A 21,113-nucleotide genomic window follows, 5' to 3' on the forward strand; every position below is an offset into this window, starting at 1 on the left:
TGGCGGATTTGACGCCATTCGTTTTTACTATATGCCGCTGCTTAGATGAACATATCTAGTCCAACAAATCCCCCTGAAAAAGCTGGTCTCGCTTCAACAGGTCGCGCAGTCTGCTGTAGATCGGATTCGTCCAGAAGTCTTCCTGTCTCGTCAAATCGGCCGCATCTTCACGCGCTTCTTCAAGGATCGCGAAATCGACCGCCATGTCGGCCAGCTTAAAATCAGGCACCCCGCTCTGCTTCGTGCCGAAGAAGTCGCCGGGTCCCCGGATGTCCAGGTCGCGTCTGGCCACCTCGAAGCCGTCATCCGTCACCGTCATGACCTTCATTCGTTCGCGCCCTACTTCGGACTTCGGATCGGCAATCAGCACGCAGTAGGACTGATGCTCGCCGCGCCCGACGCGGCCGCGCAGCTGATGGAGCTGCGAGAGCCCGAATCGTTCCGCATCCATAATAATCATTAACGTCGCATTCGGGACATCGACGCCGACCTCGACGACCGTCGTGGCTACCAGCACTTGCGTCTCATTCCGGCTGAAAGCCGCCATGGCTTCATCCTTCTCAGCCGTCGATAACCGTCCATGCAGGAGACCTATGGCCATGTCAGGGAAAGCTTGTTGAAGCTGCACATGAAGATCAATCGCATTCTGCACATCGAGCTTCTCCGACTCTTCGATGAGCGGGCAGATAAAATAGGCTTGTCTTCCCAGATCGGCTTCGCGCCTAATAAAGCCAAGCACGCGGTCCAACATGCTGTGCTTCACCCAGTAGCTCTGGATCGGCTTGCGCCCTTTAGGCCGTTCCCGAAGCGTGGACACATCCATATCGCCGAAGGCCGTGATCGCGAGCGTCCGCGGGATCGGCGTAGCCGTCATCGTGAGTACGTCCGGATTTATCCCCTTGCGGCGCAGAATGCTTCGTTGATTCACGCCGAAGCGATGCTGCTCGTCCGTCACGACAAGGCCCAGACTATTAAAATGAACGCCATCCTGAATAATCGCATGTGTGCCGACAACAACTTGAATGAGCCCCATCTGAAGGCCTGCCAGGACGTCTCGTTTGCGGCGCTCAGTCATGCTTCCTGTCAGCAGACCCACCTCGATGCCGACCGCGCCGAACATCTTCTGCAAGGAGCGATAGTGCTGATCAGCGAGAATTTCCGTTGGTACCATAAGCGCCCCTTGATGCCCAGCCTGCACCGTAGCGAACAGCGCAATAGCGGCAACAACAGTCTTGCCAGAGCCTACATCGCCTTGCAGCAGCCTATTCATGCAGCCTGGACTGCGCATGTCGATCAAGATTTCGTTAACGACTTTCTTCTGGGAATCCGTTAACTCGAAGGGTAAGGTTTTCACGAATTGACGGATGGATTCTGCACTGACGACATGCGCAACCCCTTGCACCCTGTCTCGCGTCAACGCGCGGTACGCTTGCAGCTTCAGCTGGAACAGGAAGAGTTCTTCATAGACCAGTCTTCTGCGAGCCGTTTGGCCAGCTTCCGCATCGCCCGGGTTGTGGATAAGCTCCACGGCCTCCTTGCGCGTCATGAGCTGGTGCTTATCCACTAGATGAACCGGCAATATCTCTTCGAGCATGGAGCCGTACTGCGCGAGCGCCTGCGCAAGCGTCTTGCGCATCCAAGCCTGCGTGATGCTTCCGCCGACGGAATAGACAGGCTGAACGGAGCCGCTGCGCATAGTGCCTCGGTCCGGGAATTCCGATTCGGAGACGGTGATCTGCAGTCTTCTTTGCTCCCACTTGCCTGTAAGCACGATCTCGCGGCCGGATGTCAACTGCTCTTTCAAGAAGTGGCGGTTGAACCATACGGCCGTCACTAGCAGCCCTTCGACAGCGACCCGGCACGTTAAGCGCGATTTGCCTTTGCCATAGCGCTGCAGCAAGCCATCGCTCATGATCTTCCCTTGGATCGTTACTTTCTCGCCGTCTTTCGCTTCTTCTAACCCGCGAATCCGATAATCCTCATACCGATAAGGAAAATAGTCCAGCAAATCCGCCACGGAATGGACGCCAAAGGCGTGAAGCTCTTGTTCCTTCTGAGCACTCACGCCTTTGATTTGCTGGACACTGATGTCTTCCAGCTTGATCATATGGAACCTCGCACACGATTAATGAATAAAGCCGCCGCCCCCGGTCCCACATGCGCCCCGATTACAGGCCCTATCCATGTGTGATGAACAGAACGTACATTGAGGTTCGTCTTCGTCAATTCACCGAGCTCGATCGCCAGATCTTTCACGTTCGTCCAAGCGATCGTCAGATCAACCGGATCTTTGCCGAAATCGCGTTCCATCAGCTCCAGAATTCGGGCAACCGCCTTCTTCTGGCCGCGGACTTTATCTTTAACATTGACATAACCTTCACTGTCGATGGTCATGATCGGTTTAATATTTAGGATAGATCCGATTAGAGCAGAGGCTCTGCCGATCCGGCCGCCTTTTTGCAAATATTCCAATGTGTCGACAAGGAAGTACAGCTTCTTGTCTTCATTCATCTGTTCGATATCTTCGAGAATTTCCGCTTTCGATTTGCCTTGTTGCGCCAGCTGAGCCGCTCTAACGACCAGCATGCCGATTCCATAGGAAGCAGACTTCGAATCGTAGACGCTGATATCCGCGTCACGCTCCAGCATGGAGGCACCGATCGTTGCGGATTGATACGTACCGCTGAATTTGGCAGACAAATGCATCGAGATAATCGACGCACCGGGCTGCTCATTCAAAATACGTTCATACGCTTCCATGAATTGAATGGGCGAAGGCTGTGAGGTCGTAGGCATCACAGTTGCGCTCTGCAATTTCTCATAGAATTGCTCAGGCGTCAGCGTCACATTGTCCAAGAATGTCTCGCTGCCAAAGATGACTTGAAGCGGAATCATCTCGATGCCTAACTGCTCACGCAGTTCGGCCGGGATATCGGATGTACTATCTGTTACGATGCGTACCGTACTCACTAAAAGCCACCTCTATTCTACAGCAAATAGATACGGATACAGCGGTTGACCGCCGACATGCACTTCCAGCTCTGCATCTGGGTATTCCGTTCTGATCCAATCCGACAATGCTTCGGTCTCTGCCAGTTCTGCTTGTTCACCTGTAAGGATGGTGACGAGTTCTCCGTCTTCATCCATCATACGAGCAACGAGCTCTTTGCATGCCTCACTCAAGGCTGGCGCCGAAGTAACAATCGATTTCTCGAGGATACCGATGAAATCACCTTCGCGAATGTCGATGCCGTCGATCGAAGTGTCACGTACAGCATGCGTAACTTGTCCGGAGCGTACCTGTTTCGCGGCTTGCGTCATCGCTTCCGTATTGTCAGTAGCGCTTTCTTCGTCACGGAATGCAAGCACGGCCGCCAGTCCCTGCGGAATCGTCTTCGTCGGGATGACGGTGACGCTGCGTTCGCTTAGCTCCGCGGCTTGCTGGGCAGCGAGAATAATGTTCCCGTTGTTCGGCAGCAAGTAGATATGCTCCGCAGCCAGCGATTCGATCGCCTTCATGAAATCTTCCGTGCTCGGATTCATTGTCTGTCCGCCGGAGAGAACCACATCGACATTGTTATCGAGGAAGATGTTCTTGATGCCTTCACCCATTGCGACACCGACGATGCCGAACGGAGCCCATTCATGTGCGGATGCCGCGGACAATGAATCGACCGGCGCACCGGTAAGCACTTCAGGTACGACCTTGCCAAGTTCAACCTCTGCCGGATTTGCATTGTAGACCGAAACTGTCTGTGCAGGTGTTTCTTCATGCAGCAAGTCTCTATGCTGATCGCGCATATTCAGAATGTGCATATCCGTCAGTTCACCATATGGCAGCGCATAATTGAACACATCGCCTGGTCTGCGGGAGTGCACATGGACTTTAATGATATCATCATCGGCAATGACCAGGATCGAGTCGCCGTCCTTCGCCAGGTTGCGCTTGAACGCCGCCTCATCGAACGGAACTACATTCCCCCCGCCAAGCTTGCGGTTGATGAAAAACTCCATATCGTACAAGAATTCGATCGCTTCGGTGGACAGCTGCGATTGCGCGCTCGTCTTCTGAAGCGAAGGTTGAGGCGCCACGGCGCTTTTAACCGCACCGTTACCGCTCGTGAATTCCGGGAAAGCCGATTCGGCAGTCAGCCAGGACGATTCCTCCTGCTGGCCGTTAAGGGCTTGAACGAAGCCTTCGTATATGAAGACAAGACCTTGTCCGCCTGAATCGACCACGCCTACCTGTTTCAAGACGGGCAGAAGGTCTGGCGTGCGCTGGAGCGCTTCGTTCGCCTTGTCATGAACTTCGCTCATGAACTCCACAATATCCGGCGTCCGGCGTGCAATCGTTACCGCATGCTTGGCTGCTTCCTTCGCAACGGTCAGGATCGTACCTTCGACCGGCTTAACGACCGCCTTGTATGCCGCGTCTACGCCATGCTGGAATGCTGCTGCCAGCTGAACGGAGTTAATCTCCTCCTGGCCCGCAAGGCTGCGCGAGAAGCCTCGGAACAGCTGCGACAAAATAACGCCGGAATTACCCCGGGCGCCCATCAGCAAGCCCTTGGAAAGCGCTTCCGCAACTTTGCCCACCGCTAGCGAAGGTTTACTTCGAAGCTCTTGTACCCCCGAAGTCATGGTCAAATTCATGTTCGTGCCTGTATCGCCATCTGGAACAGGAAACACATTCAATGCGTTCACTTGCTCAACGTTCCGATGCAAGCGTTCAGCTCCCATGTTAACCATGCTTGCAAAATCCGTTCCGTTTATATAACGTTTACTCAACGTTGATTCCCCTTCCTACCGAGATACCCGTACGCCTTGTACAAGAATATTGACATCATCGACTTGCAAGCCTACGACGTCATTGAGCACATATTTCACCTTTGTTTGGATATTATGCGCTACTTCGGATATTTTTGTACCATAACTCACGATGATGTACAAGTCTATAAGCAAGCGTTCGTTCTCTCGACGTACCTCTACACCGCGTGACAGATTGTCGCGACCGAGAAGTTCCGTAATTCCGTCCTTCAGCTGCTTGCGAGAAGCCATTCCTACGAGTCCATAACATTCCAGCGCCGCTGAGCCGGCTAGAACTGCGATGACATGGTCAGTAATAAAGATGGTTCCCTGTTCCGAATTAAGCTGCAGAGGCATGGAAATCCACTCCTTTTGCTATGTATTATGGACTAAACAACATTGTACTATAAATAATGGCGATATAGAAGTCTGTTCGTCGAAAATCGCCGATTTTCATCCGAATTCGTATGTTTATCGCATCTTGATTGGACGAGCATCTTGTGTTATTATCTTAAAGTATGTTTGTATGTTTTCAAGGAGGTGTAATCCATGTCTCGCAAATGTTACATCACGGGCAAAAGCCCTAGCACTGGTAACCATGTTTCCCACGCTAACAACAAAAACAAACGTTCTTGGGGCGTAAACGTACAGAAGGTTCGCATTCTGGTTGACGGCAAGCCTAAGCGCGTTTATGTCAGCGCACGTGCACTGAAATCCGGCAAAGTTACTCGCGTGTAGTAACTTCGTTGCCATGGACAAAAGCACCTGATTTACTCAGGTGCTTTTTTTCTTGCCCTCAATCAAAAACAGACCGCGACAGACGCGGACGGTTTTCGTAAATACTCCAAGTTGCTATGGCCCGCGCCACGAACGCTTTTTGGGGGATCAACCTCAGCTTTTCTGAAATGTGTTCAAAATCGCTTTCACAACCCCACCCAGAAATTTCGGCAGCTTGATCGTATAAAACTTCATCCTCCACCCCTCCTAAGCATGCTCGGCATTGCCGCTTAACGACCATTTATCATACGCACTTCGATTCGCATTGTGACTCACGATGCGAGTAACGTTCCTACCAGCCTCTTTGCTGGCAAACAAAAAGGCTACAAGAACCTTCGTTCATGTAACCATCCTATGCGGGGGCGAACCGTCCTATGCCAACGGCAGCACTCCCTGCTCACATATCCTTTTGTATAGCCAATCTCGCCTCAGTGGCCTCGATCGGGTTCTCTTTGACGTATTGTACGGTTGTAATCACGACAATCGTTAGGAAGAAAAACAAGAGCGCGAAGACAAAGAACAGAATCCTGTCCCGAACTGCAGAGAACTTGCGGAAGAAAAAGATGCCGATAATGACCGCTGCGAAAGAAAACAGTAAATTCGCCGGCGCGGGCAACAGCGAATAGGCCGCAAGCAAGACGCCGCTGCCCATACTAAAGAGCAGCAGCAATAATGCTTTCTTGAATCGCACAGCCATCAGCCTCGTCCTCCTTAACGGAGCGCCGCGATGGCCGCAGCACGATCCTGATGGGTAAAGACAGCATTGCCGGCTACGAGCACGTTCGCGCCCGCCTCCACGACCAGGGGAGCGGTCTCGGCGTTAATGCCTCCGTCAACCTGCACATGGACATGGTCGAGCCCTCTTTGCTTCAGCATGGCACGCAGCGTCCGGAGCTTCTCGAGCGAACTGGTAATGAACTTCTGTCCGCCGAATCCTGGGTTGACTGTCATGATCAGCACCAGATCCAGATCCTCCAGGACATGCTCGATCGCGGACAGCGGCGTTGCCGGATTAAGCGCTACGCCCGCTGGCAAGCCCGCCTCCTTGATCATATGTACGACCCGGTGCAAATGCACGCATGCTTCCGCATGAACGGTAATGCGGTCCGCTCCGGCGGCAATATAAGACGGAATGGACAGCTCCGGCTTTTCGATCATGAGATGGACATCAAACGTAAGCTTCGTCGCAGACCGCACCGCGCTGATGACCGGCGGGCCGAATGTTAGATTGGGCACGAAACGACCATCCATCACATCAATGTGGATCCAATCGGCTCCTGCGCGGTCTACGTCTTCAATATCAGCTGCGAGTGCGGCAAAGTTTGCCGACAGAATAGATGGTGCGATGATTGCCATTGCTAATACCTCCGCTTTTTCTCTTTCATCTCCGCCACGAACAGCTTGTAATGCTCATAACGGCTTGGCTCGATTCTACCCGATTCGAGCGCCTCCAGCACCTTGCATTCCGGTTCATGAATATGGGTGCAGCCTCTGAACTTGCACTGAGGCGCCAACTCCTTCATCTCACGGAAACAGCTGGACAGCTCCTCGATGCCGAGCTCTACGAAATCCAGCTGACTGAAACCCGGCGTATCGGCCACGAAACCTTCACCGACTTGAATGAGTTCGACATGCCGGGTCGTATGACGCCCTCGTCCGAGCCGGCTGCTGATTTCGCTTGTCTCTAACGCTAACCCGGGTACGAGCGCATTAAGCAGCGAAGACTTGCCGACGCCCGATTGGCCTGCGAATACGGCAAGATGGCCTTGCAGACGATGCTTGAGCGCCTCGATGCCATGTTGCTGGCGCGAGCTCGTCGTATAGATCGAATATCCGATCGGCTCGTAGATGCGACTGACTGCCTCCATAATATCCTTGGCTTCTTGCGTCTCCTCGCCTTCTTCGGCCAGATCGGACTTACTCAGGCATAGGACAGCCGGCAGGCCAGCATGCTCAATATGAACAAGGAACTTGTCCAACAATTGAAGGTTCAGCACGGGCTCTGTGACCGAAAAGACAAGCACGGCCAAATCGATATTGGCAACCGGCGGACGGATCAGCTCCGAGTCACGGGGAAGGATGGCGTCAACCATCCCTTCCCCATTCTCGGTGAGCACATAGATGACGCGATCACCGACTAGTGGCGATTCGCCCCGCTTCTTGAATATCCCTCTTGCGCGGCACTGGATCATCGCGTCCGCAGTCTCTTGTTGATCAGCTGCTTCCATCTGTTCCGGCACGACATAATAATAGCCGCTCAATGCTTTAACGATTCGGCCTACAAGGTCCTTACTGTTGCTGTTGTTCTCCAGCGTCTTCGCCCCCGTTGTCATTTCCTGTTTCGTTCGTTGCTGCTGGCTCGTCCTCGATCGGCTCTTCTATGCCGGGTACAGTCTGAGGCATAGAATCACTGCCGCTCTTTATGTCTTCATACGTCTTCGTGAATGTATCGACAAACTGTTTGTCGCGATAAACCTCGACGACCGCTTCCGTATTCGGCGCCAGAATCACTTCGATCGGGAAATTCTGCCAATCATTGATCGTCTTCTGGCCCCATTCGATCTTTTCGCCGCGCGCATCGGAGTAGACGATCCTGATCTTGCTCTCTTGTCCGGCTACGGCAGGCGAAATATTGATATTAAAGGTGTACCTGAGCGCGTCTTCAGGCAATCCGTCGCTGACCGTAAGGGTCACGACAGAGCCTTTGGATACCTCATCTTTCGGTGAGTAAGGGTGCTGTGCGATAACCTTGCCCTTCTCGCCATAGCTTGGCTCGCGGACCGTATTCGCTGCGTCCACTTCCAGCCCTTTGGATTGCAGCAGCTCAATGGCCGCTTTCTCCGTCATCCCGATCAAATTCGGCATGGAGAAGGTTTCTTTGCCCTTGCTGACGATGAAGGAGAAGGTCGCGTCTCTCGGGTCAAATTCAGCCCCTGCTGCCGGCGTCTGCTCGATGATCGTACCGGCTGGCAGTTCATCGTTAAAGGTAGACTCCGATTCGATCCGATCCTCCGTAATGCCAAGAGCCAATAGCTCTTCCTTAACCCCAGCATAGGATTTGCCCACATAATTCGAAAGCTGCTCCATATGTGGCCCGCTGCTGACGAACAGCTTGACCGCCGCGCCAACCTTCACACGTTGGTTGGAAGGCGATTGGTCATAGACTTGGCCTTCGGGGATATCCTTTTCCATATAGACGGTAGGGACCTGCAGCTTAAGACCGACTTTCTCAAGCTCTGCTACCGCCTCTTCCTCCGTCTTGCCAACAACGTAAGGTACATCCACCTCTTCGATTTCGAACCAGCTCAGCACCGTCTGGGCGCCCCAGAATACAAGCCCGATGATGATAAGGGTCGAGGCTACGATCGAGACCGGTTTAATCCACTTGCGTTTGCGCGGCTGCTCGGAAGTCCCTTTGGCTTCGGAACGATTGTCCACGGATTCCGCGACCGTCTCCGTTCTTCCTGTAGAGGCTTGCGGTAGGCTCGGCTCCGCAATATTCCCGCGAATGGCTGGCATGACCCGCGTTTCCTCGAAATCCGCATGGTCCGAGCTGAACGTAATCTTCGGCTCATTCAAGCGATTCGGCGACAGGCAGGTCTCCAGATCGCGCAACATCTCCGTAGCAGAGGAATATCGGTCGCCCGGGTTCTTCCGCATAGCCTTCAGGATGATATTCTCCACGCTCTGCGGGATATACGGATTCACCTTACGCGGCTCCTCGAATGTCTCCTGCAGGTGCTTAAGCGCGACGCTGATCGGGCTCTCGCCCAGAAAAGGAAGCTGTCCGGTCAGCATTTGATACAATACAATCCCTAGGGAATAGAGGTCCGACTTCTCGCCGGTACTGACTCCCTTGGCATGTTCGGGGGAGAAATAATGTACGGATCCCAGCACGGAGCCTGTCTGCGTAATCGTAGACGATGTTACTGCTCTGGCTATACCGAAATCCGTTACTTTGACGCGTCCATTCTTCCCAATCAAAATATTGTGCGGCTTAATATCACGATGTATGATCTGATTATGATGGGCATGTTCGAGCGCGTCACAAATTTGCAAGGCGATATGAACGGCTTCGTCCGCTTGCAGCGGAGCCCGTTCAAGAATGACTTCATTCAGATTCTGGCCTTCAATATATTCCATGACAATATATTGCGTCTCGCCTTCTTGTCCAACATCGTAGATGCTGACGACGTTCGGGTGCGAGAGCGCGGCGGCCGATTGTGCTTCCCGGCGAAAACGGCGGATAAATTCTTCGTCATGCGTATACTGTTGACGCAATATTTTGACTGCCACATTCCGGTTCAGCAAAATGTCGTGGGCTTTATAGACAAGCGCCATACCACCCCCGCCAACACGGGTGATGATTTCATAGCGTCCGCCTAATTCGTGTCCAATCATGTCGCTCACCCCTCTTGCTCCGTGTCAACCGCATGATGCAGCAGCACGACTGTAATATTGTCGTCGCCGCCAGCTTGCAGTGCCATTTCAAGCAGTTTCTCCGTCTTGCTGTCTATATCCATGTCCTGTGCTTGGATGACGGCTTGCATTTGTTCGTCGGTCACCATGTTACTCAGCCCATCGCTGCAGAGCAGAAGAACATCGTCTGGCTTCCAGGCAAAATCAATGACATCCACTTCGACTTCTTCATCCGTGCCAAGCGCGCGCGTAAGCACGTTGCGCCGCGGGTGATTCGCCGCTTCCTCCGCGCTGATCTGACCGTGCTTGGTCAGCTCATTGACAAGCGTATGGTCCTCCGTAAGCTGAGTAAAAGTGCCCCCTGTCCATATGTACGCGCGGCTATCGCCGATATGGCCGATAACGCCGCTATCCGGATAAGCCAACAGAGCAACTACGGTCGTCCCCATATTATGATATTGATCATTGCGTGATGCCATATCGTAGACAACATCATTCGCCTGCAAGATCGCCTTCCGGATGAACGTATGTCGTTCCTCCGGCGCAAGCTCGGCGATCTTAGTCGATGCCAGCACTTCCTGGAACGTATCGACGGCTAACTGGCTGGCGACCTCGCCTGCCAGATGGCCGCCCATCCCGTCCGCTACGATGGCGATTCCATAGTGATTGTCCTGCACATTGGCCCATGCGCGATCTTCATTCACAAGCCGGATTCTTCCTACATCGCTGCGAAACGCGATTCTCATCCAAGCATCACCCCGTCGTAGACTCCATATGTTTGGCTCGAAGCTGTCCGCACGCTGCCGCAATATCATGACCTTGTTCCCTACGGATCGTTGCATTTACATTGTTACGCTCAAGAATGCGTTGGAATTCGAAAATTTGCTCGCGCGGCGTGCGCACATACTTCCGTTCCGGAACATGGTTAACCGGGATGAGGTTCACGTGGCACAGCATGCCTTGCAGTACTTTCGCAAGCTCTTCCGCATGTTCGTTCTGGTCGTTCACGCCGCCGATCAGCGCGTATTCAAACGTGATCCGGCGACCTGTCTTCGCGATATAGTAGCGGCAAGCTTCCATTACGTCCTCGAACGGGAAGCGGCGGTTGACCGGCATCAGCTTCGAACGCAGCACGTCATTCGGCGCGTGAATCGAGATCGCCAGATTGATCTGCGTATTCTCTTCCGCGAACTTGTACATGCTCGGCACGATTCCGCTCGTGGAGACGGTAATATGGCGCTGACCAATGTTAAGGCCTTTCTCATGAATCATATTGCGCAGGAAGGTCATCGTCGCGTCATAATTCTCGAACGGCTCGCCCGATCCCATGATAACGATGCTGGAGACACGTTCTTCTGTCGCATCCAATATCTGCTGCGCAACAACAACCTGCGCGACGATCTCGCCTGCGGTCAGGTTACGCTTCAGACCGCCGAGCGTTGAAGCGCAGAACGTGCAGCCGATCCGGCAGCCGACCTGCGTCGTGACGCAGATGCTGTTGCCGTAGTTGTGGCGCATAATAACCGTCTCGATTGCATGGTTGTCATGGAGGCCGAACAGGAATTTAATGGTTCCGTCCTTGGATTCGAAGCGAGTAATTTCATTAAGCGTGACGAATTGGAATTGGCTGTCGAGCTTCTCGCGAAGCGGCTTCGGCAAGTTGGACATGCTTTCGAAGCTTGTTACGCGTTTCACATAGAGCCAATCGAACAATTGACCGCCGCGGAATACCGGCTCCCCGTTCTCTTTCATCCAATCTTGAAGCTGTTCGAGCGTATAGTCGTAGATGAATGGTTTCATCAAATTCACACCTGTTTCTTTTCATATTTAAGTAATCTCGTGCTATGGGTCACACTGGCTCTTATTTTACCACAAACGCCCATAGCAGGCTACAAAGCCAGCTTGGGCGCTGTCTGCGGGCAAGGGCTACGCCTTCCGCCGAAGTCTTGCGATATAAAATCCGTCGCTGCCGAACTGCTGAGGAAGGAGCTGCAGCTCCCCTCGGAACCTATCATCCGCCACGCCTGCTTCGCGAAGCTTGGACAATACGTCGGCAGGCCAGTTCGAGTCTAACTCATAGGCCGAATGCGCGGCTAGAAACTGCGCGACCTGTTCCTCGTTCTCTTCCGGGGCAATCGTACAGGTACTATATACGAGCGTCCCGCCTGGTTTCACGAGCGAGGCCGCTTCCTTCAGCAGCCGTTTCTGAATTGCCGCGATCTCCGCAATATCCCCCGGCAACTTCGTCCATTTGATCTCCGGCTTGCGCCGGATGACCCCAAGTCCGGAGCATGGCGCATCGAGCAGCACGACATCGAACGAGGCCGTTTCGAATCGCGAGCTTAATTCCGAGGCATCTCCGGTCACGGGATCCACTGCACTTAAGCCTAGTCGGCTAGCCTGATCCTCGATCAGTTGGCGCTTGTGGGCATGGACATCGTTCGCGATTACCGTACCTTGATTTTGCATCAGCTCGGCAAGATGCGTCGTCTTACCGCCAGGAGCCGCGCAGCAATCCAAGACGCGATCGCCTGGTTTTGGCGCGCAAACCTCTGCGACAAGCATGGAACTCTCATCCTGGAGCGTCCACAGCCCGGATGCGTAACCTTCCGTTTGTGCCAAATTGCCGCCGCCACCGACCACGATGCCCTTAGGCGCAAGCTCTGACGGCATGGCGTAGTAACCTGCTTCCTTCAGCTTGTCCAGCGCCTCTTGGCGGGAAATACGCAACGTATTGACGCGGAGGCTGGAATGAGGCGGTTCGTTGCCGGCCTCGCACATCGCTTCGGCCGTCTGTTCGCCATACCGCTTGATCCACCGGTCGACGATCCAGTCCGGATAGGACTCCGCAATTCCGATTCGCTCGCTAGCCTTGCGCGCCTGGCTGCCGGGCAGTTGTCTAAGTTCGTCAAGCCGGCGCTCCAGATTACGCAAAACACCGTTGACCATTCCGGATATCCCCGCATGGCCGCGTTTCTTCGCGATCTGGACGCCTTCGTTCACGGCGGCGTGCGCGGGAATCCGATCGAGGTACAGCAGTTGGTAGGCGCTTAAACGAAGCAACTGCAGCACCCATGGCGCGAGCTTGTCGAAGCCTTTGGTCACCAGTCGCGCGAGCACATCGTCCAGCGTGCGCTGCCGCTGAATCGTGCCGTAGACCAACTCGGTAGTTAAAGCGGCATCCGGACGCGACAGCTGTGCATCCTGAAGCGCCCGGTTGAGCTGAAGATTGCTGTACGCCCCGGATTCCGATACCCGGACCAGCGTATCAAGCGCAACTTCGCGCGAAGTTTTGACGCGCTGCGGCTGCTTGTTGGCGGGTTTAGGATTGCGGTTGGCATTGCCGGCTTCCGCCCTCATACCGTTCTTGCCGGATCCCCCGCTGCTGCGCCGCTTCTGGGGCTTATTCTTCGAATCCGGTGTATGGCTCATGCTTGTTCACCGCCAAGCTGCGTGCCTGGTGCAAGCTTCGTGCCCTTCAGCCATTCTGCGACCGGCATCGCCTTCTTGCCTGCTGGCTGGATCACGTGCAGCACAAGGCTGCCTTCTCCGGTCTGCACGACGATTCCTTTATCATCCGCAGCCACAACCGTACCCGGCGCGTAATCCGAATCTTTGGCTTGAGGCGCGCACCCCCATACTTTGAATGGCTCCCCGCCGAGCAGCGTAAAAGCGCCCGCCATCGGCGATAAGCCGCGTACCTGATTAAAGATCGCACGTGCTGGCTTCGCCCAGTCAATCCGCTCGTCGTCGCGCGTCAAGTTCGGCGCATACGTCGCTTCCGCCTCATTCTGTTTTTCTGCTTGCACGGTTCCCGCTTCCAGGGCAGGCAACGTCGCCATTAACAATTCAGCGCCCGACGCACTCAGCTTCTCGAAGATCGTTCCGGAATTGTCCTCGTCGTTAATCGGAATCTCCACCCTACTGATCATATCGCCGGTATCCAATCCTTCGGCCATATACATGATCGTTACGCCGGTTACGGATTCGCCGTTGATGATGGACCGCTGGATCGGCGCGCCGCCCCGGTACTTCGGCAAGAGCGAACCATGGACGTTAATGCAACCAAGGCGCGGAATCTCCAGTACCGCCTTCGGCAGGATCTGTCCGTACGCAGCCGTAACGATTAAGTCAGGCGCAAGCTCGGCGATCGCTTGTACCGTATCGGAACCTCGAAGCTTCTCCGGTTGATAGACGGCCAATCCGCGCAGAAGCGCCGCTTCCTTGACAGGAGGCGGCGTCATCACTTTTTTGCGGCCTTTCGGGCGGTCAGGCTGCGTGACTACGGCTGCAATCTCATGCCCAGCGGCGAGCAGCGCTTCTAACGATGGAACGGCAAAGGATGGCGTTCCCATGAATACGATGCGCATCTGATCACTCTCCGCGTCCGCGTTGGCGCTGCGAAATATCGTAAACCGAGTCTGCAATGTCCGTGAAGAGGACGCCGTTCAGATGATCCACCTCGTGCTGGAATGCGCGTGCCAGGTAATCGGTCGCTTCCATTTCGAACGGATTGCCGTCGCGGTCTTGGCCTTTCAGCTTAATCCATTGCGAACGAAGCACGTCGCCGTTCAAATTCGGAATGCTAAGGCAGCCTTCCGGCCCTAATTGATCGCCTTTGCGCTCCACGATCTCCGGATTGACCATCTCGATCAAGCCGTGCTCATCGCCGACATCGACCACGATAACACGCTTGGAAATGCCGATCTGCGGCGCGGCAAGACCGACGCCTTCCGCGTCATACATGGTCGCTGCCATATCGGTGAGCAATTTATGCAAATTGGAATTGAATTTGGTCACCTCGACTGCGCGTTCACGCAGAACTGGATCTGGATCTTTAACAATAATACGAATGCCCATGAAAAAACCTCCCGGAAAAGTAAGCTACACCATTGCCATCTATAAAATGACCTGTGGATCAACATCTACGCTAATTAATACTTGCATCTTATCCTGCGGCTTGGAAAGCTTGGCGGCCGCTGCGCTGACAAGGCCCGCGGCGTCAATGTTTCCACGATATTTTACCATACATTGAAAACGATAGCGATCTTTCATCCGAGGAATCGGCGATGCGACCGGTCCTAGAACTTCCATGAATCGAGAGCCGCCGCCCTGGTCGAATAGCGTCGCGCTTAGTTCTTCTTCTGCAGATGCCCGAAGCATACTCGCGAGCTTCTCGCCGGCTGCAATGACGAGCGGCAGCTGTTCATGCGATAAGGTAATGAGGATCAACCGGCAAAACGGCGGGTATGCCATCTGGCGGCGATGGCGGAGCTCTTCCTGCACGAATGCTTCGTAATCATGATGCTGCGCAGTAGTGATCGCGTAATGCTCCGGATTGTAAGATTGGATCACGACTTCGCCTTCCAGCTCGTGCCGGCCCGCGCGCCCGGCAACCTGGGTGAGGAGCTGGAACGTTTTCTCAGCCGATCGGAAGTCAGGCAGATGCAGCGAGGTGTCGGCCGCTATGACGCCTACCAGAGTCACATAGGGAAAATCCAACCCTTTGGCGACCATTTGCGTGCCCAACAGGACATCGGCTTTGCGCTCGCCGAACATGGTCAGCCATTTCTCATGCGAGCCTTTCTCCGTCGTCGTATCCACATCCATCCGGATGACGCGGATGCCCGGGAAGAGCTTCGACAGTTCCTCTTCCACCCGCTGCGTGCCCGTACCGAAGAAACGGATATGCTCGCTTTCGCATGACGGACAGGTCGTCGGCGCACCTTCCGCATGACCGCAATAATGACAGCGCAGTACCCGTGACTTCTGATGGTAGGTCAGCGAGATATCGCAGTGAGGGCATTGGGCGGTGTATCCGCAAGACCGGCACATCACAAAGGTTGAGTACCCCCGGCGATTCAGCAACAACACGGATTGTTCGCCCCGCTCCAGCCGAAGCTTCAACGCATCATGCAGCTTCTGCGAGAACATGGCCCGATTGCCGCCCCGCAGTTCTTCCCGCATATCTATAATATGCACGGGCGGCATAGGCCGGCCCCCTACACGTTCCGGCATCGGCAGCAGCGCCGCGCCCCGTCTTGTATCCTGTGATCCGCCTGCGCGCGCCGCGGCTGTATAGCTCTCTAGCGAGGGAGTCGCCGAACCGAGCACGACAGCCGCGCCATGTTGGCGGGCTCTGCGGACGGCCACATCTCGGGCATGATACTTGGGGGTCTCTTCCTGTTTATAGGAAGACTCGTGCTCCTCGTCGATAATGATGAGCCCGAGTTGTTTGAAAGGAGCAAAGATCGCCGAGCGGGCGCCGATGGCTACACTGGCTCTTCGCTCTTGGATTTTGCGCCATTCATCATAGCGCTCACCGTTCGAGAGGCGGCTGTGCAACACGGCGACCGCATCCCCGAAGCGTCCTTTGAACCGCTCCACCATCTGCGGCGTAAGCGAAATCTCGGGAACGAGCACGATCGCCTGGCGGCCCTGCATTAAGCAGCGTTCAATCGATTGCAGGTACACTTCGGTTTTTCCGCTCCCCGTCACACCGTGCAGCAGAAATATCCGCGATTCCCTCGCATCCAGCGCCTCCGCAATCTCGCCGAACACTTGCCGCTGCCCTTCCATGAGCGGCAGCGCTACGGTCTTCTTGAACTGACGGCCCGCATAAGGATCACGCTCTTGCTCCACTTCCCGAATGAGCACGTGCCCTTTGCTTTCCAGCGCCCGCACGGTCGATGCCGTCGTCTGATGCGCTTCGATCAGCTTCTGGAGCGCGACAGGCTCTTCCGTATCGAGCAGATGCTGCAGCACCTCGCGCTGCTTAAGCGCCCGCGCCGGAAGTTCGGCTAACGCTTGTCGCGCCGCTTCAAGATCAGCCGGCGGATACACGGTGAGCACTTTGCGGATCGCGAGCCGGTCGCGAATGGCTACCCGCTGTTCGAGCAGGCCGTCCCGAATCGCAGTCTTCACGTCTGCTGCAGCCAGCGGAAATTTCTCCTGCAACGTGCTCAGCTTGACCGTTCCGCCCTTACTGCGAATATAACTAAACCAGTCCGCTTCGAATAGATAAGCGGACTGTTCTTCGTTCACCAATGATACATAGGTTTCGGCTTTCCCTTTGAGGGCCGAAGGCAGCATCGCTTGCAGCGCAGCTGTCATCGTACAGCAATACTTCTCGCTGATCCATTCGCCAAGCTCAATCAAATCCGGTGAGAGCGGCGGCGTATGATCCAGCAGCTCGGCAATCGGCTTCAGCTTAGCGCGGTCGACAGCGGCGGTCTCCGACAGCTCGACGACGAACCCTTGCACGACTCGTCCCCCGAACGGCACGCCGACCCTGCTGCCAACCTCTACCCAGCCCGCGAGCGATTCCGGCACGGCATAATCGAAAGGACGATCCGTCTGACGGCTAGGCACATCGACGATCACTTTGGCGATCATCCGCGCTCCTCCCTTGTCTTCAACCGCTTCGCAACCTGGTCGAGAATTCGGCCTGCCACCTCGCGTTTTGACATGAGCGGGAGTTGCTCGATCAGCCCCTCCTCGCCGAAGATACGAACCACATTCGTATCGACGTTGAAGCCGGCTCCCGGTTCCGTCACGTCATTGGCGACGATCAGATCACAGTTCTTACGGCGCAGCTTGTCCATGGCGTAATGCTCGAGCTGTTCCGTCTCCGCTGCGAAACCAACCAGGATCTGCTGCTTCTTACGTTCACCCAACGTCTTCAATATATCTGTCGTACGCTCCAGCTCTAACACCAGGCTTTCGCCGTCCTTCTTGATCTTGTTAGCCGCTCTCGTAACAGGACGATAATCGGCGACGGCTGCCGACTTAATGACAATATCCGCAGTCTCATACCGCGCAAGAACGGCCCCTAGCATATCTTCCGCCGACTCGACATGCACGATGTCGATGCCGGGAATCGCCGGTTCCGCAGCCGTTCGTCCGGAAATTAACGTCACTTCCGCACCTTGCCGGGCAGCCGTTTCCGCCAGCGCAAACCCCATTTTGCCAGAGGAGTCATTCGTCAAATAACGCACGGGATCGAGACGTTCGATCGTCCCGCCTGCCGTAATGACGACCTTCTTCCCCTCAAGCGTTCGAGCGGTCGCGAAAAATTGCTCAATCGCAAGGACAATCTCTTCCGGCTCCGCCAGCCGGCCTTTGCCTACATAGCCGCAAGCGAGCTGTCCGGTTCCGGGTTCGACGAAGAGCACTCCGCGCTTGGCCAGCAAGTTCATATTCTGCTCGACCGCCGGGTGTACGTACATATGTACGTTCATTGCTGGCGCAACGAGGACAGGCGCCGTCGTCGCCAGCAGCGTCGTGCTGAGCATATCGTCTGCCAATCCTGTCGCCATCTTCGCCAAGACATTCGCGGTTGCTGGCGCAACGACGACCAAGTCTGCGCTATCGGCCAAATTGATATGGGAGACTACCTTCGGCTCGAACTCATCGAAGGTGTCGATATAGACTGGATTGCGGGACAGCGTCTGCAGCGTGAGCGGCGTTATGAATTTGGTCGCGGATTCGGTCATGATGACGCGAACATCCGCTCCTGCCTGCACCAGCTTGCTGCATAACGTCGCGGCTTTGTAGGCGGCAATACCGCCCGATATACCGAGAAGGATCGTTTTTCCCCTGATCACAAGCTGCACGTCCTTTCTGTGAAGGTGAATCGAACTTATCTCCTGGAAGCCGGCTTCAACACCAGTCTACAGAAGCTTCAAGCTTGTTCTTTGTCAAAAAAATAACAACCTTAACGGTTGTTATCGGGTCGTGCTCTTATCTAGGTTTATTCCACGTTCTCCGGTGCGCTCTCCACTTGTAAATGGTCACCGTAAATCTCTTCCAATGCAACGCCGACTTGCTTGTGGGAACGCGGGCCGCGAAGATCGGATTTCACGCCGTCACGCAGCATTCTTGCACGTCTGGATGCTGCAACAACTAGCGAATATTTGCTGTCTACCTTTTTCATGAGCTCATCAATCGATGGATATAACATGCTTGTTCACCTCTTCTACGCTTTCTCGGAAGTAGTCTTGAGTGCCTCAAGTCCTGCCAGAAAACGGTCTCTACGGCAGTGTTCTGCCGTTATAATGCTCTGTATACGATGGCATGCTGCGTCGATCTCGTCATTGACGACGGCATAGTCATAGTAGCGAATTAAGCTCATCTCTTGTTCCGCAACGGTCATACGGTGGTCGATAACCTCCGCAGCCTCCGTACCGCGGCCGGTAATCCGCTGCTTCAGCTCATCGAGCGATGGCGGCAGCAAGAAAATGAACACGCCCTCCGGGAACTTCTCCTTCACCTTCAAGGCGCCTTGGACTTCAATCTCCAGAATGACATCCTTGCCGGAAGCGAGGGTGCTGTCGACAAAGTCGCGCGGCGTACCATAATAGTTGCCTACGTATTCAGCGTGCTCCAGCAGCGCATCGCGGGCAATCATATCCTGGAACTGTTCCCTGGTCTTGAAGAAATAGTTGATCCCGTCGATCTCGCCTTGGCGCGGCAGACGAGTCGTCGCCGATACCGAGTAGACCAAATCGCTTTGCTTGTGGCGCAATACGGAACATACGGTTCCTTTGCCGACTCCAGATGGGCCGGATAATACGATTAACAATCCCTTATTCATAATACTCCCCGTCGCTATTCGTCGTGATCGTCATCCTTGGTCGATAACCGATGTGCAACCGTCTCCGGTTGAACCGCCGACAGAATGACGTGGTCGCTATCGGTAATGATAACCGCACGTGTACGCCGTCCATAGGTCGCATCGATGAGCATGTGACGATCGCGAGCCTCTTGAATAATCCGTTTAATCGGTGCCGATTCCGGACTTACAATGGAAATGATTCGGTTGGCGGATACGATGTTGCCGAAGCCGATATTGATCAATTTAATGGCCATGTCAGGTTCCCCTCCGGTCTTCCTCGTGCATAAGATTGCAATGTAATAATGAAGTACGCAAGAATGAAAAGAGCGGCGAATCTGCCAAAGTCAGGAAAAGCAGAGCCATTGCACTATTCTTGACGAAAAAAGTCCGGAGCATACGTTTCGTTCGAATCCGGTTAATCTTGCCGCTTCTCATGCGCATGTGACTTGCCTGTCCAGGCATAGCTAACGCAAGCGTGGCAAGTGCATCCATTGCTCTATAATAATTCATTTTCAAACGCCTAACAAGTGTTAAAGCGTAAGAACGAGAAAAAACGAGCAACGCGTACTTAGCGGCCCGTTATTTCCCAATCTTTTCTATCGGTTATACGCTCACTTAATGGCTTACAGCGTGCCGCGGAAAACTTCAGCGGCAGGTCCTGTCATGTAGACATGGTTGTCCGCTTCATTCCATTCGATCAAGAGGTCGCCGCCTTTAAGCGAGACAACCGCCGTCCGATCCGTGAACCCGTTCAATACCGAAGAAACGAGCGTTGCGCAAGCGCCAGTGCCGCAAGCCAGCGTCGGGCCGGCGCCGCGTTCCCACACCCGCATATCGGTATAGTCGCGCGAGCGGACAGTTACGAATTCAACATTAGTCTTACGCGGGAACATCGGATGAACCTCAAGCTTCGGCCCCCATGCGTTCAGGTCGAAATTAACCGCGTCGTCGACATAGATAACGGCATGCGGGTTACCCATGGACACAGCCGTAAACTGGAATGTGCGCCCATCGACTTCGATCGCCTGGTTCAAGACCGGATTCGCATCGATCGTCGTCGGCACTTTAAGCCCTTCCAGAATCGGCTCGCCCATATCGACGCGGACCTTAACGACTTTGCCGTTCTCGACGGTAAGCTGCACCTGCTGCACGCCTGCGCCCAGCGTCTCGATCGTAATGGCTTGGCGGTCGATCAGGCCGTTATCATACACATACTTGGCCACGCAGCGGATTGCGTTGCCGCACTGCTCCGCTTCCGATCCGTCCGAGTTGATGATGCGCATGCGGAAGTCCGCGCGCTCGGAAGGAAGGATGTAGACCAGCCCGTCCGCTCCGATACCGAAGAAACGGTTACAAAGTTCAATGGCCAGTTCCGAAGCATTCTCCGGCAAAGCGGCCTCTCCCGCCACAACGATAAAATCGTTACCCAATCCATGCATTTTCGTAAAGTTCATTGACTAGCACTCCTTTAAGGGTTAGAACAATCGTTCCTAAT

General features: G+C 54.6%; 21 protein-coding genes. 1 reads left to right on the forward strand and 20 read right to left on the reverse strand.

What is annotated here, in order from left to right; genetic code table 11:
• Positions 1–55 precede the first annotated feature (55 nt).
• Genes recG through FHS18_RS12345 form a run of 4 tightly spaced genes read right to left on the reverse strand, consistent with a single transcriptional unit; the run spans position 56 to position 5,163 of the window.
• Positions 56–2,107 carry an ATP-dependent DNA helicase RecG gene (recG, locus tag FHS18_RS12330; protein ID WP_183600335.1) on the reverse strand — a complete coding sequence of 684 codons (2,052 nt, stop codon included), beginning with the start codon at positions 2,105–2,107 and terminating at the stop codon, positions 56–58.
• Positions 2,104–2,970, reverse strand: a complete 867-nt coding sequence (locus tag FHS18_RS12335; RefSeq protein WP_183600336.1) for a DegV family protein — start codon at positions 2,968–2,970, stop codon at positions 2,104–2,106. The genes recG and FHS18_RS12335 overlap by 4 nt, the downstream gene beginning before the upstream one ends.
• A gap of 12 nt (positions 2,971–2,982) precedes the next feature.
• Positions 2,983–4,749 (reverse strand): DAK2 domain-containing protein, encoded by a 1,767-nt coding sequence (locus FHS18_RS12340; protein ID WP_183600407.1) that lies wholly within the window; start codon positions 4,747–4,749, stop codon positions 2,983–2,985.
• Positions 4,750–4,803: 54 nt separating this feature from the next.
• Entirely contained in the window at positions 4,804–5,163 is a 360-nt protein-coding gene (locus FHS18_RS12345; protein WP_183600337.1) for an Asp23/Gls24 family envelope stress response protein, read from the reverse strand.
• Between the two features lie 192 nt (positions 5,164–5,355).
• Here FHS18_RS12345 and rpmB point away from each other — a divergent pair, with 192 nt between their 5' ends.
• Complete coding sequence (rpmB, locus tag FHS18_RS12350; protein WP_183600338.1) at positions 5,356–5,544, forward strand: 50S ribosomal protein L28; 189 nt, start codon at positions 5,356–5,358, stop codon at positions 5,542–5,544.
• A gap of 153 nt (positions 5,545–5,697) precedes the next feature.
• On the opposite strand, the gene spoVM is transcribed toward rpmB, so the two are convergent.
• The 16 genes from spoVM to dapF form a co-directional block, all read right to left on the reverse strand.
• Positions 5,698–5,778, reverse strand: a complete 81-nt coding sequence (gene spoVM / locus FHS18_RS12355) for a stage V sporulation protein SpoVM (RefSeq protein WP_148931365.1) — start codon at positions 5,776–5,778, stop codon at positions 5,698–5,700.
• 202 nt (positions 5,779–5,980) lie between these two features.
• Entirely contained in the window at positions 5,981–6,280 is a 300-nt protein-coding gene (locus FHS18_RS12360; RefSeq protein ID WP_183600339.1) for a hypothetical protein, read from the reverse strand.
• A gap of 14 nt (positions 6,281–6,294) precedes the next feature.
• Positions 6,295–6,939, reverse strand: coding sequence for a ribulose-phosphate 3-epimerase (gene rpe / locus FHS18_RS12365; RefSeq protein WP_183600340.1), 645 nt, complete (start codon positions 6,937–6,939; stop codon positions 6,295–6,297).
• A 2-nt stretch (positions 6,940–6,941) separates the two neighbouring features.
• Positions 6,942–7,916 carry a ribosome small subunit-dependent GTPase A gene (gene rsgA, locus FHS18_RS12370; protein ID WP_183600341.1) on the reverse strand — a complete coding sequence of 325 codons (975 nt, stop codon included), beginning with the start codon at positions 7,914–7,916 and terminating at the stop codon, positions 6,942–6,944.
• Complete coding sequence (gene pknB / locus FHS18_RS12375) at positions 7,873–9,984, reverse strand: Stk1 family PASTA domain-containing Ser/Thr kinase (protein WP_183600408.1); 2,112 nt, start codon at positions 9,982–9,984, stop codon at positions 7,873–7,875. Before pknB ends, rsgA begins: the two co-directional genes overlap by 44 nt.
• A 5-nt stretch (positions 9,985–9,989) precedes the next feature.
• Positions 9,990–10,748 carry a Stp1/IreP family PP2C-type Ser/Thr phosphatase gene (locus FHS18_RS12380; RefSeq protein ID WP_183600342.1) on the reverse strand — a complete coding sequence of 253 codons (759 nt, stop codon included), beginning with the start codon at positions 10,746–10,748 and terminating at the stop codon, positions 9,990–9,992.
• Positions 10,749–10,755: 7 nt separating this feature from the next.
• Positions 10,756–11,802, reverse strand: a complete 1,047-nt coding sequence (gene rlmN, locus FHS18_RS12385; protein WP_183600343.1) for a dual-specificity RNA methyltransferase RlmN — start codon at positions 11,800–11,802, stop codon at positions 10,756–10,758.
• A 126-nt stretch (positions 11,803–11,928) separates the two neighbouring features.
• Positions 11,929–13,434, reverse strand: a complete 1,506-nt coding sequence (gene rsmB / locus FHS18_RS12390; protein ID WP_183600344.1) for a 16S rRNA (cytosine(967)-C(5))-methyltransferase RsmB — start codon at positions 13,432–13,434, stop codon at positions 11,929–11,931.
• Positions 13,431–14,372, reverse strand: coding sequence for a methionyl-tRNA formyltransferase (fmt, locus tag FHS18_RS12395; RefSeq protein ID WP_183600345.1), 942 nt, complete (start codon positions 14,370–14,372; stop codon positions 13,431–13,433). The genes rsmB and fmt overlap by 4 nt, the downstream gene beginning before the upstream one ends.
• Positions 14,373–14,376: 4 nt before the next feature.
• Positions 14,377–14,862, reverse strand: a complete 486-nt coding sequence (gene def / locus FHS18_RS12400; RefSeq protein ID WP_183600346.1) for a peptide deformylase — start codon at positions 14,860–14,862, stop codon at positions 14,377–14,379.
• Between the two features lie 39 nt (positions 14,863–14,901).
• Complete coding sequence (gene priA / locus FHS18_RS12405) at positions 14,902–17,397, reverse strand: primosomal protein N' (RefSeq protein WP_183600347.1); 2,496 nt, start codon at positions 17,395–17,397, stop codon at positions 14,902–14,904.
• Entirely contained in the window at positions 17,394–18,608 is a 1,215-nt protein-coding gene (coaBC, locus tag FHS18_RS12410; RefSeq protein ID WP_183600348.1) for a bifunctional phosphopantothenoylcysteine decarboxylase/phosphopantothenate--cysteine ligase CoaBC, read from the reverse strand. The genes priA and coaBC overlap by 4 nt, the downstream gene beginning before the upstream one ends.
• A 146-nt stretch (positions 18,609–18,754) precedes the next feature.
• Positions 18,755–18,964 carry a DNA-directed RNA polymerase subunit omega gene (gene rpoZ, locus FHS18_RS12415; RefSeq protein WP_183600349.1) on the reverse strand — a complete coding sequence of 70 codons (210 nt, stop codon included), beginning with the start codon at positions 18,962–18,964 and terminating at the stop codon, positions 18,755–18,757.
• A 15-nt stretch (positions 18,965–18,979) separates the two neighbouring features.
• Positions 18,980–19,597: a guanylate kinase gene (gene gmk, locus FHS18_RS12420; RefSeq protein ID WP_183600350.1), complete on the reverse strand. Its 618-nt coding sequence runs from the start codon at positions 19,595–19,597 to the stop codon at positions 18,980–18,982.
• A gap of 14 nt (positions 19,598–19,611) precedes the next feature.
• Positions 19,612–19,872, reverse strand: coding sequence for an extracellular matrix/biofilm regulator RemA (gene remA / locus FHS18_RS12425; protein ID WP_020615370.1), 261 nt, complete (start codon positions 19,870–19,872; stop codon positions 19,612–19,614).
• A 369-nt stretch (positions 19,873–20,241) separates the two neighbouring features.
• Positions 20,242–21,072 carry a diaminopimelate epimerase gene (gene dapF, locus FHS18_RS12430; protein WP_183600351.1) on the reverse strand — a complete coding sequence of 277 codons (831 nt, stop codon included), beginning with the start codon at positions 21,070–21,072 and terminating at the stop codon, positions 20,242–20,244.
• Positions 21,073–21,113 lie beyond the last annotated feature (41 nt).

It is taken from the genome of Paenibacillus phyllosphaerae, from assembly GCF_014192105.1.
Classification (GTDB): domain Bacteria; phylum Bacillota; class Bacilli; order Paenibacillales; family Paenibacillaceae; genus Paenibacillus_Z; species Paenibacillus_Z phyllosphaerae.